At 44.3% G+C, this 14,531-nt stretch carries 10 protein-coding genes; 1 reads left to right on the forward strand and 9 read right to left on the reverse strand.

What is annotated here, in order from left to right; genetic code table 11:
* Positions 1 to 199 precede the first annotated feature (199 nt).
* The 6 genes from yidD to adhE form a co-directional block, all read right to left on the reverse strand.
* Entirely contained in the window at positions 200 to 451 is a 252-nt protein-coding gene (gene yidD / locus V6W81_RS19235) for a membrane protein insertion efficiency factor YidD (protein WP_145045342.1), read from the reverse strand.
* 2 nt (positions 452 to 453) lie between these two features.
* Complete coding sequence (locus V6W81_RS19240; RefSeq protein ID WP_056696483.1) at positions 454 to 918, reverse strand: Fur family transcriptional regulator; 465 nt, start codon at positions 916 to 918, stop codon at positions 454 to 456.
* A 364-nt stretch (positions 919 to 1,282) separates the two neighbouring features.
* On the reverse strand, positions 1,283 to 3,538 hold the full coding sequence (locus tag V6W81_RS19245; protein ID WP_338540083.1) for a copper amine oxidase N-terminal domain-containing protein: 2,256 nt from the start codon (positions 3,536 to 3,538) through the stop codon (positions 1,283 to 1,285).
* Between the two features lie 320 nt (positions 3,539 to 3,858).
* Positions 3,859 to 4,611 (reverse strand): pyruvate formate-lyase-activating protein, encoded by a 753-nt coding sequence (gene pflA / locus V6W81_RS19250; protein WP_338540084.1) that lies wholly within the window; start codon positions 4,609 to 4,611, stop codon positions 3,859 to 3,861.
* 92 nt (positions 4,612 to 4,703) lie between these two features.
* Positions 4,704 to 6,962, reverse strand: a complete 2,259-nt coding sequence (gene pflB, locus V6W81_RS19255) for a formate C-acetyltransferase (protein WP_145045348.1) — start codon at positions 6,960 to 6,962, stop codon at positions 4,704 to 4,706.
* Between the two features lie 1,051 nt (positions 6,963 to 8,013).
* The gene (gene adhE / locus V6W81_RS19260; protein ID WP_338540085.1) at positions 8,014 to 10,626 is read right to left on the reverse strand and encodes a bifunctional acetaldehyde-CoA/alcohol dehydrogenase; all 2,613 of its coding nucleotides are present in this window, start codon (positions 10,624 to 10,626) and stop codon (positions 8,014 to 8,016) included.
* A 425-nt stretch (positions 10,627 to 11,051) separates the two neighbouring features.
* On the opposite strand from adhE, the gene V6W81_RS19265 reads away from it, so the two are divergent.
* Positions 11,052 to 11,765: a Crp/Fnr family transcriptional regulator gene (locus tag V6W81_RS19265; protein WP_338540086.1), complete on the forward strand. Its 714-nt coding sequence runs from the start codon at positions 11,052 to 11,054 to the stop codon at positions 11,763 to 11,765.
* 91 nt (positions 11,766 to 11,856) lie between these two features.
* Here the strand turns inward: V6W81_RS19265 and V6W81_RS19270 are convergent, their stop codons facing one another.
* The 3 genes from V6W81_RS19270 to V6W81_RS19280 form a co-directional block, all read right to left on the reverse strand.
* The gene (locus tag V6W81_RS19270) at positions 11,857 to 12,570 is read right to left on the reverse strand and encodes a hypothetical protein (protein WP_145045352.1); all 714 of its coding nucleotides are present in this window, start codon (positions 12,568 to 12,570) and stop codon (positions 11,857 to 11,859) included.
* Positions 12,571 to 12,952: 382 nt separating this feature from the next.
* A complete protein-coding gene (locus V6W81_RS19275; protein ID WP_338540087.1) occupies positions 12,953 to 13,684 on the reverse strand; it encodes a hypothetical protein in 732 nt (243 codons plus the stop codon).
* A 318-nt stretch (positions 13,685 to 14,002) separates the two neighbouring features.
* Complete coding sequence (locus tag V6W81_RS19280) at positions 14,003 to 14,299, reverse strand: winged helix-turn-helix transcriptional regulator (RefSeq protein ID WP_164848841.1); 297 nt, start codon at positions 14,297 to 14,299, stop codon at positions 14,003 to 14,005.
* Positions 14,300 to 14,531 lie beyond the last annotated feature (232 nt).

Below are 14,531 nucleotides of genomic sequence, written 5' to 3' on the forward strand. Positions count from 1 at the left end.
TCCAGGACCATTTCCATCCTCCTCCCAGACCGGTTCTCAGCTCATCCGGCTCTCTGCACTGGGGGTGTGTCTGTACTTATCCCTTCACTGGAAATCATTATACGAAAAATATACTGAAACACGACCCTATTTGTCAAGTTCATAGCGGCATTCACTTAGCCTGCCCAGATGAAAGAAAATTCATCTTCACACAAGACCTTTACTCCGAAATCACCATCGATTTCTCAGTCTTAGGTGGCACTAAGTCGACTCCTCCTGGGTGAAAAGGATGGCATTTAGCGATCCGTTTCGCAGCGAGCAATGAGCCTTTGAACGCCCCGTGCACTTCAATCGCTTCCATTGCGTATGCTGAGCACGTTGGATAGAAGCGGCAGCTCGGGGGCTTCAGGGGAGAAATATAATTACGATAGACCCGTATAGGAGCTTGCATAATTCGACGAGATATTTTCATTATTAATGTTTCCCGTGGGAATGTTGATGTCCTGATGCAACTTTGGCTGGTGCATGTTCAGCGCAGTCTTTGCAATATCCGAATACTTCAAATTTATGATCCACGACCTGAAATTGTTCGGGCGCATCTGCGAGTTGCATTGGGCAGAACACGATCGGATATGTCTTCTGACATTTCAGACAGATCATGTGGTGGTGGTGGTGATCCTCACTACAAGAAGCTCTAAACTTCACACCATCTTCAAATACGACCTGCTCCAATACGCCTAACTCCTGCATGACACGAAGATTACGATACACCGTATCAAAGCTCAGTCCACTATAAGTTTTCCCCATATATTCATAAACATCCTTAGGCGTTAAATACCCTGGAGATTCCGCAAACAAACGAGCCAACGTCTTCCGCTGATCCGTTATGCGAAGTCCCTGCGAGGACATCGTATTAATAATCTGTTCTGTTGACAGCATTACCTAAGCACCTCCTGTCATTCAAGCACTGCAATAATTGTTCAATAGTCTAACAAAATGAAAAAAATTCAACAACTCTCTTATCATAATGCCCTAAATTGAGTTTAGAGTCAACGAAGCTCCTTAATCGCCTATTTTTCACACTGTCTATATTAAAAAAGGACTCCATGAATGGAGTCCTTCCCGACGGTTCAGAAGAAATTAATCCTTCAAAGTGCGTGTTCAAAAAGGTCGGTTTTCAGTGCCAAGAAGATGGGATGACTTTTTGAACAACCTCTCATAGACTTTTGGGGTGACAGGGTATATATGATATAAGCTTCACTCAAACCGTCTTTTGCTGAAACAGTAGCATGTTACTGCTCAACTACTTCTCTTGCGGAAGTGGTGTGAACAGAAGATTTACAGGAAGGTTACTTCCTGGTGCAGCCGAGAAGATAATTGTTACACTCTCACCGAAAGAACCTGTACGATGGAGAACACCTTGCTCGTTTGGTGCACTTAGAGATCTGCTGTCACTTGCCAGTTGTACAACTTGACCATTAACAAGCGCCACACCTGAGTATTTACCTCCACGAGGGTTAAATGAAATCAGTGTACGTGGAGCCACGTTATTGAGCGTAATTTTGTAAAGAACACCGAAGTTACCTGCGTTGGACGCTATTGTGTGAGCCATTGGGTCTGTTCCTTCCAAGTTTGGATCACTTGAGTTGTCTCCGAGCGGAAGACGTGCAGGCTTCGAACCTACTTCCTGATCGTACGTAATTACACGAGTTGCGTTAGGATACGTTCCACGGTTATGAACCCCGTCACGATCCAGAACTGGCAGCGTCGCTAAAGCTTCAAAAGGATCTTTATTTTCTTCAATCATGATGACGTTATAATCGAGTGTATAATCGCTGAAAGTATCCGAATAAAGGGAGATAACTTGCCCTTCTTTCATTGGAATAGCATTAAGCTCAGTCAAGATCAGCTTGCTTTCGCCAGGGAGAATATACATTTTCTTCGTATCGACTCCAGTTTGAATTGACTTGAACCATTTATCAATGGACAATTTACCAGCTACGGTAGCAAACGGTGTAGGTCCGGCAAAGCCCATATTTTGCTGTTCGAATACAGCTGTGTACGGGTTGTTATTTGTTGCGATAACGTACATTTTCACTCGTTTACCTGTGTTGTTTACATGGTGAATCATGAAACGTGTCTGACCGAATGAAGATTCCTGGTATACAATTCCTTCCGTATTTACGGTTTCAGGGCTATTACTACGAATCAACAAACTTGGCTCATCCGTGTACGTATAAGGAACTTTCTCCATCGCAGGCACTTCGCCACCGTTGAAGGTAAACTTGTCACCTACCGGCGTGAACAACTGATTGAAATCGGACAAGCTGTAAAGCGTTTCGCCCGTAATATTAATCGTTTTGGTGTAGCTATCGCTTGCACCATGTTTATCCGTAACGGTAATCGTTACAGTCTTTGGTCCCGGTACAAAGAATGCAAGGGCATTATTGTCCCATACCGTTTTGGTAATTGCATTTTCGTCATCCGTGCTTTGGTCAATATAGGTGATTTTTTCACCCATTTTGTACTCTTCTTTATCTGTTGTAAACATCGCTACTGGCGGAAGGTTTGGTTTCTCCACCTTGATCGTCAGCGAGTATGGATCACTCCATTGACCGCTTGAATCTTGGACCGCATAGGTTACCGTGTATGTACCTGGTTGGTCAAATATATCTTGACGGCCTGTCCAGCGCTCATCCACAATGGCAAGGCCTTTGGGAGAACTGGATTTCGTTGTATATGTCACTACATCGCCAGCAAAAATTTCTTTTTGAACAGTGAAGCTAGCTGCTGGCTTTGTATTTAGGTTCAATACAACAGTCTTTGCAGATTGATTTACTGTATAAGTAATGTTGAGCGCCTGTGTAATGGAAGTCAAAGGCACCATAAACGTATTTTTCTCTTGATAAGCAGGACCCTTCATGGATCTTGATTCACCATTTACGGTATAGATCGTGCTGTTAGTCTTAAAACGAAGTTCATCTTCACCACTAATAATAATGGTTTCTTTCGTTGTATTATCGTATTTCACGTCATATCCAACCCGATCTACCAGAGCACGGATTGCAACATAAGATACACCATTTTTGACAGCCATCGGTTGTCCAGCAAGGTACGTCTTGCCATCTTGCATCATTTTGTTGCTGTTCATGTACAGCGTCAGGTCACCACCTGTAGTACCGGAACTCACTTGATTGCCAGTGGCTGGCTGTTCAACTTCTACCGGTGTAGGTGCAGGCGTTTCTCCCTCTTCAGCTTCTGGTGTTTCCGTTTCCGTTACCGGCTCAACAGGAGTCACTTCCGTCGCTGGAGGTTCTGTTGTTCCAGGATTTACTTCTTCGTTTGCATCATTCTGCGTTGGTTGTGTATCTGCCCCGGATTTCACATCCGATTCGGAAATCGTTTGTTCTTTTTTCAATACCTCCACGGATTTAACTGTGGCTTTATTTACGGGTGTAGTTTCGCTTTGGTCGGTTGATTGTGCGCTAGCTGGAAGTACTGCAAACGCTTGAAAAACAGCTAAAGCGGTAAGTATGGACAAGTTCTTTTTCAGATTCATTCTTTGTCTTTGGCTCCTTCTGCTCCCATTTTATAAATATCCCCCTCAAAAAGTCATACTATTAGACGCTTATAAACGGGAAAAGTTGCTAAAAATATTTTAATAGAAATGTAAACTTTGAATAATGTGAACAAACCTCGCCAAAACTTTCCGGACAAGGCTTTAATCAAGCTCATGAATTTCTTCAATACTATGAAACTACTGATCTATCAACATTTACACCTGGTATAAACGTTTGAACAGACGTTTTGGTTTCAACCCATTCAAATAAAAAAGCAGCCTTGCGATTCGTCATCGCTTTGGCTGCTTCTGTATATTCATCATTGGCTCGAACAAGCTGCCCCTGATGTTTCCTCTCTCCCTTGCTGGATCAATCGATAAGCACGCTCAACCTCTTCTTCACTCGGAGAAGGGACACCTTCAAGCGGGTACACCTTGCCAAGCGCTTCCCATTTGTAGATCCCCATCTGGTGATAGGGAAGAATTTCGAACTTCTCAACCCCATTTAATGTACCAATAAATCTTCCGAGGTTAAGTAAGTCCTCTTCATCATTGTGAATGCCAGGCACATATACGTGGCGTATCCACATTTTGCGTCCTTGCTCAGACAACCACTGAGCTGTCTTCAGCGTTCGTTCATTGGATTTTCCAGTCAACTTCATATGTTTCTCATTATCGATATGCTTCAGGTCGAGCAACACTAAGTCTGTGTTATCCAGTAGTTCATGTATACGCTCAGGTTCGTTGAATCCATTACTATCTAGCGTGGTGTGAAGTCCCCAGCGGCGTTTGACTTCCTTGAACACTTGGGCTACAAAATGAGCTTGGAGCGTTGGTTCCCCACCGGATACGGTGAGTCCCCCGCCTGAACTACGATAGTAGGAAAGGTAAGGCTCGATCTCCGCCAATACCTCCTCTACAGTTGTTTCCTTGCCTCCGTCCAGTGCCCACGTATCGGGATTGTGGCAATACTGACACTTGAGTAGACATCCTTGCATAAAGAGCACGAAGCGGATGCCTGGGCCGTCAACCGTCCCGAAAGTTTCGAGTGAATGAATATGTCCTTTAACCATGCTGCCTCTTCCTTTCTATATCCGCATCCGCTGTGCGTTTAATTGTTGACCAGATGTTCCACTGGATTTGTCTTCACACTGTAATACTTGGTTTACATGGAGCCATGGAACGTACGGTTAATGACATCGAGTTGTTGTTCACGAGTCAGCTTGATGAAGTTAACCGCATATCCGGATACCCGTACAGTAAGCTGTGGATAATTTTCCGGGTGCTCCATCGCATCCATTAATTGCTGACGATCAAACACGTTGACGTTTAAGTGATGTGCATTTTGACCAAAGTATCCGTCCATCATCGCAGTCAGATTAGATTTACGTGTACTCTCCTCTTTACCCAGTGCTTTTGGCACAATGGAGAAGGTATTGGAGATACCGTCAAGGCTGTGTTCGTAAGGCAATTTGGCTACAGAGCCAAGGGATGCCAGTGCACCTTTTTTATCACGTCCATGCATTGGGTTTGCACCTGGTGCAAATGGTTCGCCTGCTTTACGGCCATCTGGTGTAGTTCCTGTTTTCTTACCGTAAACTACGTTGGAAGTGATGGTCAGTACGGATTGCGTTGGTACCGCGTTACGGTATGCTTTGTGCTTACGAATCATGCCCATGAAGCTCTCAACCAGTTCAACGGCAATGCTATCTACGCTGTCTTCATTGTTACCGTAACAAGGGAATTCTCCTTCAATTTCAAAATCAACGGCAATGCCTTGTTCGTTACGAATCGGTTTTACTTTGGCATATTTGATTGCACTGAGTGAATCTGCTGCAACGGAGAGACCTGCAATACCACAAGCCATCGTGCGAACAATGTCACGGTCATGCAATGCCATTTCAATCCGCTCGTAGCTATATTTATCGTGCATGTAATGGATGACGTTAAGGGTGTTCATGTACAGTTTCGCCAGCCATTCCATCATCGGTTTGAAGCGTTTCATTACTTCATTGTAATCCAGCACTTCGCTTGTAATGGCAGGGTATTCAGGCCCTACTTGTGCTCCGGACTTCTCGTCACGGCCACCGTTGATTGCATACAAGAGAGCTTTTGCAAGGTTCGCACGTGCGCCGAAGAATTGCATTTGTTTCCCGATCTTCATTGCAGATACGCAGCAGGCAATACCGTAGTCATCGCCATAGATCGGACGCATCAGATCGTCATTCTCATATTGGATCGAGCTCGTTTCGATAGATACTTTACTGCAATATTCTTTGAATGCTTCCGGCAATTTAGTAGACCATAGTACAGTCAAGTTTGGTTCCGGTGCAGGTCCCAGGTTATGCAGCGTGTGCAGGAAACGGAAGCTGTTTTTGGTTACACGTGTCTCTCCATTTACAGACATACCGCCGATGGACTCAGTCACCCAAGTTGGGTCTCCACTGAATAGTTCGTTATAGTCCGGCGTACGCAAGAATTTCACGATCCGCAGCTTCATAACAAAATGGTCAACCAGCTCTTGAGCCTGTTCTTCCGTCAGAATACCTTCTTGTAGATCACGTTCAATGTAGATATCCAGGAAGGATGATACACGTCCCAGTGACATTGCAGCACCATTCTGCTCTTTGATCGCTGCGAGGTAACCGAAATACAACCATTGGAACGCTTCTTTTGCTGTTGTTGCTGGTAAGGAAATATCGAAACCGTGCATTTCGCCCAATTGTTTCAGTTCTTGTAGAGCACGAATCTGTTCAGACAACTCTTCGCGCAGACGGATAACATCTTCATCAATAACATCTACTTCCAAGGCGTTCAATTCGCCTTTTTTGTTACGAATCAGGAAGTCCACCCCATACAATGCTACCCGGCGGTAGTCCCCGATGATCCGGCCACGACCATAAGCATCTGGTAATCCTGTAATGATCCCTGCTTTACGCGCTGCACGCATATCAGAAGTATAAGCGTCGAATACACCTTGGTTATGTGTTTTACGAATGTTTGTGAATATATCAATGACGCCTTGAGGCATTTCGAAGCCATATGCTTCACATGCATCAATCATCATGCGAATTCCGCCGAATGGCTGAATGGAACGTTTGAATGGAGCATCGGTCTGAACGCCGACAATTTGTTCTTTGGATTGATCCAGATAACCAGGTTGGTGAGAAGTAATTGTCGCAGGCGTATTTACGTCTACGTCAAGGACACCACCGTTATCCCGTTCTTTTTTGGTCAGATCAGATACGATATCCCACAATTCTTTTGTATTCTGGGTTGCACCTTCGAGAAATGCTTCATCTCCATAATAAGGAGACAAATTGTGTTCCAAAAAGTCATTCACATTAACGGTTTTAGTCCAAGTTCCTTTGGTAAAGTTTCTCCAGCCTGTTTGTTGTTTGACATCTTTTTCGATCACCGACATCGTAATCCCTCCACTAATTTGGATTTCTGGACACATAACATGCTGCGTCTTCGTATCATTGTGTGTCCAGAGCCGCGATTAATGTGAATTGTTTCACATAAACCGGAACACGTTCTCTCTACTTGGGAACCGGAACCGCGGAATGAATGTTTTTCTTACATTTTCAGTATACGTCGTGGCGATTTCACCATCTGTGATTTTTATCACAAAGTCAGTGAACTAACGCACTCCACCTGCGGTGTGTCATGTTGAACCGTGGGAAATGGTTCACACTGGCCACTCCGCTGACAGAACAACCTTCCGATCGCTGTTATTCCCGGATTTTTCAATTTACTTTCTCAAAGGTGAAAATCCGGGAATAGCTTATGCTTCCGATGTAGCTTTCTTTCAGAAAGCTTTTAGGCGAGCGCTTCGCTTCTTCAGGTTTTTTCTGTCCTCTCCGTTAACGTGTGAACGGGTTGTTCAAACTGCCACATCACGGATTCCGTGTTGCATCTTTTTAAAAGATGAGTGGCTCCTCTTCGATCTGGAGCCCGAGCTTAGTGATGAAGTTCCTGCAAAAGCGGGGGCTTCGCTCCTCCGTTTTTTTGCCCTTTCCGTAACGTGTACGCATTGGTTCCAACTGACACATCGTGACTCCTCGTTTCATCTTTTTAAAAGATGAATGGCTCCTCTTCGATCTGGAGCCGGAACATTAGTGATGAGGTTCCTGAAAAAGCGGAGGCTTCGCTCCTCCGTTTTTCTGCCCTTTCCGTAACGTGTGAACGGGTGGTTCAAACTGCCACATCACGGATTCCGTGTTGCATTTTTAAAAGATGAGCGGCTCCCTCTCAATCTGGAGCCTGAACATTAGTGATGAAGTTCCTGAAAAAGCGGGGGCTTCGCTGCTCCGTTTTTCTGCCCATCTCCTTTTCGCTGTGAACTGTTGGCTCTACCTGCTACAGCGTGGATTGCGTGTTCCTCAAGACATACGGCAATCGGGGCTCCCCATTTCGGGGAACCCTGAACCTATTGCCCATCCTCACCAAGTGTTGCATGACTCGGATGATTATTATTCAAACTTACCGTAGAATGCGTTGCGGTATACATCTGCTAATTCTGTTACCAGTGGTAGCTTCGGATTCGCAGTTGTACATTGGTCTTCGAAGGCACGATCAGCCAGATAGTCTACATGTGCTTCGAAGTCTTTTGCATCGAATCCAATTTCTTGGAACGATTCCTCGATACCCAATGTTTTGTTCATTTTGCGTATAGCGTTGATTAGGCTGTTAACCCCTTCTTCGGTTGTGCGTGCAGGCAATCCGAGAATGCGGGCAATTTCGGCATATCGTTCATCTGCCACAAAGTGCGAGTATTTCGGGAACGATGCGAATTTAGTCGGTTTTTTCGCGTTGTATCGAATAACGTGTGGCATCAAAATCGCATTGGTACGTCCATGGGCTGTATGGTACTGACCGCCCCATTTGTGCGCCAAGCTGTGGTTAATACCCAAGAATGCGTTGGCAAATGCCATACCGGCAATCGTTGAAGCATTATGCATTTTCTCACGTGCCAGTTTGTCGCCTTGTAATGCTGATTGCTCCAAGTACTGGAACACGAGTTGAATGGCTTTGATCGCTAATCCATCCGTATAGTCATTCGCCATAACAGATACATAAGCTTCAATCGCATGTGTCAGTACGTCCATACCTGTGTCAGCTACAGCTGTTCTAGGCAGCGAGTATACAAACTCAGGGTCTACGATCGCCACGTCAGGAGTCAGCTCATAGTCAGCCAGTGGATATTTGGTATTTCCTAGATTTTTATCTGTGATAACAGCAAATGATGTCACTTCCGAACCCGTACCCGATGTTGTTGGGATCGCTACAAATTTTGCTTTTACGCCGAGTCTTGGATATTTGTAAATCCGTTTGCGGATATCCATGAACTTTTGCTTCAGATCGTTAAAGTCTGTATCTGGATATTCATAGAACAACCACATCGCTTTGGCAGCATCCATTGGTGATCCGCCACCGAGAGCGATAATGCAGTCCGGTTGGAAGCGGCGCATCATTTCGGTTCCACGATCTACTGTCGTTGTGGATGGATCCGGCTCAACATCCGAGAACACTTCAATGGCTACAGGCATTTGGCGTTGGCGCAGATAATGCTCTACTTTTTCCACATAACCGAGCTTCACCATCATGGCATCCGTAATAATTGCAACACGGGTGATATCCGGCATTTTGGCGAGATACTGCGTCGCACCTTTTTCGAAGTAGACCTTGTTCGGTACTTTGAACCATTGCATATTCACGGTACGGCGAGCCACCCTTTTCACATTGATTAAGTTGACAGCAGTTACGTTCGACGAAGTCGAGTTACGTCCGTATGAACCACATCCCAGTGTGAGCGAAGGCATATTCGTGTTGTAGATATCGCCGATTGCTCCGTGCGTGGAAGGTGAGTTGACGATGATACGTCCTGTTTGCAGGCGATCTGCAAATTTGTTAACGACTTCTTCATTGTTGGAGTGAATAACCGATGAGTGTCCCATACCGCCAAAGGCAACGACTTCTGCTGCACGTTCAATCCCTTCTGCTGCCGTTTTGACTTTGTAACAAGCTAGTACCGGGCTTAATTTTTCCGCAGACAATGGGAATTTGACGCCAACACCTTCGATTTCGGCAACCAAGATTTTGGTGCTTGCTGGAACTTCAATACCGCACATTTGAGCAATTGCTACTGCAGATTGACCTACAATCGCTGGGTTCACGGCACACTTCTCAACATTGATAGCGCCAGCTGTCAGCTTAGCTGCTTCATCCTTGTTAACGAAGTAACATCCATTGGCAATCATTTTCTTTTTGACTTGGTCGAAGATAGGCTCTTCAATAATAACCGCTTGCTCGGAAGCACAAATCATTCCATTATCAAATGATTTGGACAAAATCAGATCCGTCACTGCCTGATTGATATCCGCCGTTTTCTCAATGAAGCAAGGTACGTTACCTGGCCCTACGCCCAGTGCTGGTTTACCACAGCTATATGCCGCTCGCACCATGCCTGATCCACCTGTCGCCAGAATGAGTGCCACATCGTTGTGGTTCATCAGGGCATTGGTGCGATCCATGGATGGATCATCAATCCACTGAATACAGTCGGCTGGAGCACCATGCTTCACTGCGGCTTCAAGCAAGATTCTGGCTGCTTCGCGGCTACAGTTCTGTGCAGATGGGTGGAAACCGAAGATAATCGGGTTACGAGTCTTAATAGAGATCAGTGCCTTAAACATCGTGGTTGATGTTGGGTTGGTAACCGGGGTAATTCCCATGATGATGCCAACCGGCTCGGCAATTTTCTGGAAGTTCTCATATTCGTTATCTTCAATAACGCCAACCGTTTTGTCATATTTGATGCTATGGTACACATATTCTGTAGCAAATATATTTTTAGTGATTTTATCTTCGTACACACCGCGGCCGGTTTCTTCCACAGCCATCTTGGCGAGCATCATGTGTTTATCCAGACCTGCAAGCGCCATTGCTTGCACAATTCGATCGATCTGCTGTTGATCCATGGACATGAATGCTGCGTGTGCTTTATTCGCTTTGTCAATTAACGTTTGAATATACTGACCTGCTGTCGGTTCTTTTGCTGGGGCGACCTCGTTCTTTACAGCCATCTCCCTCATCCTCCTAAAGGTTCGTATTATGTTGTCTCTCTTCTTTACATTCACATCGTATCATGGGACATGATTTAATTATGTGATTTTTTTCACAAAGTATTCCGAATTTAAATTTAGTTTCTTAATGTCTGCTAACAAGTACACTACTACTGCATTTTCAACAAGGATCTTTCAGCTACATACTAGCCCACAAAAAGTGAATTTAATCACAATGTTTGAAATATCGCCATTTTTGTTCCCTTTCTATCCCCCTCAAACGGTAAGATTAGGTATATACTGAACTTAAAAATTGAACCACCGCAATTTGTACCGTCCTTCCCGGCCGAGATGACCCCGAACGGACGGCAACCGTTTGCGGCGAACCACAAAGGTCATGTAAGCCACATGCAGCCTTTGACTGGAGACAAAGGGGAGATAGACTTATGAGAGAGCAACTAGTCATTGAAAAACGTGGGAATACAAACTGTTTCTCGGACGCGAACTTTAATCATTTACTTGTAACGATGAAAGATAGAACCTATCCCGAAGGAACTCATCTGTATTGGGAGGGCGATGTCTCTGACAAACTTTATTATATGAAAAGAGGCCGTGCCCAGATTACCAAGTCAACTGATGAAGGTAAAGAATTGATCATGTACATGTATCAATCTGGAGATATGATTGGGCAGGCTGATCCTTTCTTCGGTTCGAAGCATACCTTCTCGGCAGAAGTGCTGGAAGACAGCGAAATAGGTGTACTGGAGCATAAAGACCTGGAAATGCTGATCTGTCAGCATTGTGACTTTGCCATTGATTTTATGAAATGGATGGGTATTCACCACCGACTCACCCAGACTAAGTTCCGTGATCTCATGTTATACGGCAAACCTGGCGCGCTCTGCTCTACTTTAATTCGTTTGTCCAATTCCTATGGTGAACCACACGGCGATCATATGATCATCCACAAAAAAATTACGCATACGGATCTGTCCAATATGATTGGCGCTACCCGTGAGAGTGTAAACCGTATGTTAAGTGATCTACGTAAAAAAGACGCGATCGAATATGATAATGGCATGATCGTCATCAAAGATCTGAAAATGCTGCAAGGCATCTGTCACTGTGAACTATGCCCTAGTGAAATCTGCCGGATCTAAAAATGACTAATCACCTACAATTATCCTAAATTTCAATATGTATATAAAAAAAGCCCAATCTTCTCACTATAGAAGATGGGCCTTTTGGTATTTAGGATGTCGTCGTTAATTCAAGTTTAATCGCGTCACGTGGACTGAGCTTCATATCCAAGCCATTATCCATTAATTCCTTATCATTCACCTTAATAACCCAGCGTTGATTCATTCGTGGGATGACATTTTCAACAGCAACCACATATTTGTTATTCTCAGACATTCTGACAACGCCACTGGACTTTAATACATCACGAACGGTGCACTCCTGAATATACACGCCGGCATATTGCCGATTAAGATTTGGCATAATGTTGCCGCCGCTCACTTTGAGTAAAGTCGTCTGATACGCTACGCCCTCTCCTGTACTGTCAGCGGCTTTTACATATATTATCACTTCATCTTTGGCATGAAGCTCCATATTCCAATTTTCTGGATCAATATCTTTGCCATTCAATTTAACTGCCCAGATTAACGAGGAATCAAGCGAGACCTCTCCGACAGATTGAATTCGTTTTCCATCAGCCGTAAAATCAACAAGCCCACTGTTGGATAGTGCCTTCTTGAGCGTTAATCCTTCGCTAAAATCCCGTTTAATCGACTTGGTTGCATCCGGTAAAAAGGTACTGCCGTCTACGGCAACCGTAATGGAATTCGTAGGTTCGGTTTCCTGTACCACTGGCTGCTCCGAAGGCCGTGTCTCTGTACATCCGCTGAGAATAACTAAAATAAGTAGGCATAAGCCTATGAAACCGGGGATTTTCTTATTCATGTAGGTAACACCACCCTGCGTAAAATCATTCACCCTGTTGTCCATACCCTCTATTATGGCACAGAACCCAGCCAAAAAAAGTGTCAATGCCGTTACTTTTATTGGACAGCATGTGTATAAAGTGGAACGTTTAGACATTTGTCTGCTGTAATCTGACCCAGTTTATAAGAGAACACCCATCGTCTTACTTTCACAGAAGACAGACCGCGTTTAAGTGTATTTTCTCATGCGATAATCGATTGGTTCCGCTCCGCTGAAAACTTTACGTTCTATTTATCTTAACAAAAAGACGCTACAATTCACATCACAGTGAAATGTAACGCCTCTTAATTTAGCGTGGTCATAACTGCCCCCACCACGAATTGTTGTTGTTTGTTTACCTTTACTGAACGCAAGCTTGCATATACGTTCTGCCCCCGTCCCCATCTTTTAAGTACGGATTCAGCCCAGAGAATTGCTCCCCGGAAACATATACACCTGTAAGTAATCGTCCTTCTAACATCTCACCATCAAGCTGCACACACAAAGAAGGTGCTGTCACATATTCCTGATACAACGGAATCTGACCATAAGGACGATGAACCTTGAACAATTTGCCTTGCTCGTTGAGTGGACGCTCTGAGAAGTAGGTAGGTACGATGTAGCGAGCAATGGTATCCAGTTCATCTGCTGTGTAGAATGCCTCATCACCAAGCCATGGGGCCAACATTCGAATCTTCTCATATTGAGCCCACACAATTGCTTGAATCAGCATTTCCGGCTTGAACACATGCCCTTCCCCATTCGCCGTAGATTGAGAGCCAAGAAGGAAGTCTTCTGCATCTAATGGCATGATGACATCTTCGTTATGTCTCAATTCGCATCCTATGCATTTCCAGCCTCTAGAAGTCTGAATCCATTTCTGCAGCACAATCGGAGCTAATCCTGAGCCCTTGCTGCGATCCAACCGTTGCTTATCGGAAACTTGGTGTCTAAACGATTGAGAATACGTATTGCGAACAAATAGTTCTGCTGCCTTCTTATAAATCAAATGTACCTGAATGGATGCGTTCTCAAGTTCTGCGATATCTTGTTTGCCGTAGCGTACTTCACGGGATAAGCTTTCTTCTCTCATGACAAGTGGCCTCCTCGCTCCGACCGTATACGGCCATAGTTGTAAGGAATAGACATTGTTCTTATTCTTACAATTATACTACAACTCATGACAACATGTGCAGAACACACAAGAATTATGTCAGGGATTCCATTATCTATATCATACATAGTTAAGGCCCATAACATACCTACATTGAGTTGAGAGTGTACGAACCGACGAAGTTTCTCTACATGCTTTCCTGGTATCTTAAAACAAAAAGCTCTCGATTTCCAGTGAAATCAAGAGCTTTTGTCCATTACCTGCTTCGAAATTGGGATTCAAATTGAATTACATCAATCAGTCAACCCAATGCTCTGCCCAGTCCTGAATTTGATTCATAACCGGCTGAAGCGCCTTACCTTTCTCTGTCAACTCGTATTCAATACGAACCGGCGTCTCTGGATACACATGACGGATTAGAATGCCTTCACTTTCCAGATCCTTCATCCGCTCGGATAACATCTTGTCACTCATTGATGGAATGAGGTTGGAAATATCCTTAAATCGCTTAGACCCACTCATCAACGTTTGAATAATTAGACCGTTCCAACGTTTACCCAAAAAGGAAAACGCGGTTTCAAAACGCGGACACATCCGCAAATCTTGGCCTTCCACATTAATCACCTCTTTAGAGATCACTACACTTACGTTTTGTTAGTATATTTCATAATAACATATTTGAGAGCTAAAGGAAACGCCTCTCGCTAAAAACTTTCAATTGGATAAACCGGTTCCATCTTCTTTGATGATATTACACAGTATACCATTACATGGGGCTGAAGAACCATGGGAAATATCGTCTCACGTTCTTACAACTAAATTACCC

It is taken from the genome of Paenibacillus tundrae, from assembly GCF_036884255.1.
Classification (GTDB): domain Bacteria; phylum Bacillota; class Bacilli; order Paenibacillales; family Paenibacillaceae; genus Paenibacillus.

Coding starts and splice junctions, on each gene's coding strand:
- V6W81_RS19265 (WP_338540086.1), top strand. CDS start 11,052: ATGAGAGAGCAACTAGTCATTGAAAAACGTGGGAATACAAACTGTTTC.
- pflA (WP_338540084.1), bottom strand. CDS start 4,611: ATGGTTAAAGGACATATTCATTCACTCGAAACTTTCGGGACGGTTGAC.
- V6W81_RS19280 (WP_164848841.1), bottom strand. CDS start 14,299: ATGTGTCCGCGTTTTGAAACCGCGTTTTCCTTTTTGGGTAAACGTTGG.
- V6W81_RS19270 (WP_145045352.1), bottom strand. CDS start 12,570: ATGAATAAGAAAATCCCCGGTTTCATAGGCTTATGCCTACTTATTTTA.
- pflB (WP_145045348.1), bottom strand. CDS start 6,962: ATGTCGGTGATCGAAAAAGATGTCAAACAACAAACAGGCTGGAGAAAC.
- V6W81_RS19245 (WP_338540083.1), bottom strand. CDS start 3,538: ATGAATCTGAAAAAGAACTTGTCCATACTTACCGCTTTAGCTGTTTTT.
- V6W81_RS19240 (WP_056696483.1), bottom strand. CDS start 918: ATGCTGTCAACAGAACAGATTATTAATACGATGTCCTCGCAGGGACTT.
- adhE (WP_338540085.1), bottom strand. CDS start 10,626: ATGGCTGTAAAGAACGAGGTCGCCCCAGCAAAAGAACCGACAGCAGGT.
- V6W81_RS19275 (WP_338540087.1), bottom strand. CDS start 13,684: ATGAGAGAAGAAAGCTTATCCCGTGAAGTACGCTACGGCAAACAAGAT.
- yidD (WP_145045342.1), bottom strand. CDS start 451: ATGAAAATATCTCGTCGAATTATGCAAGCTCCTATACGGGTCTATCGT.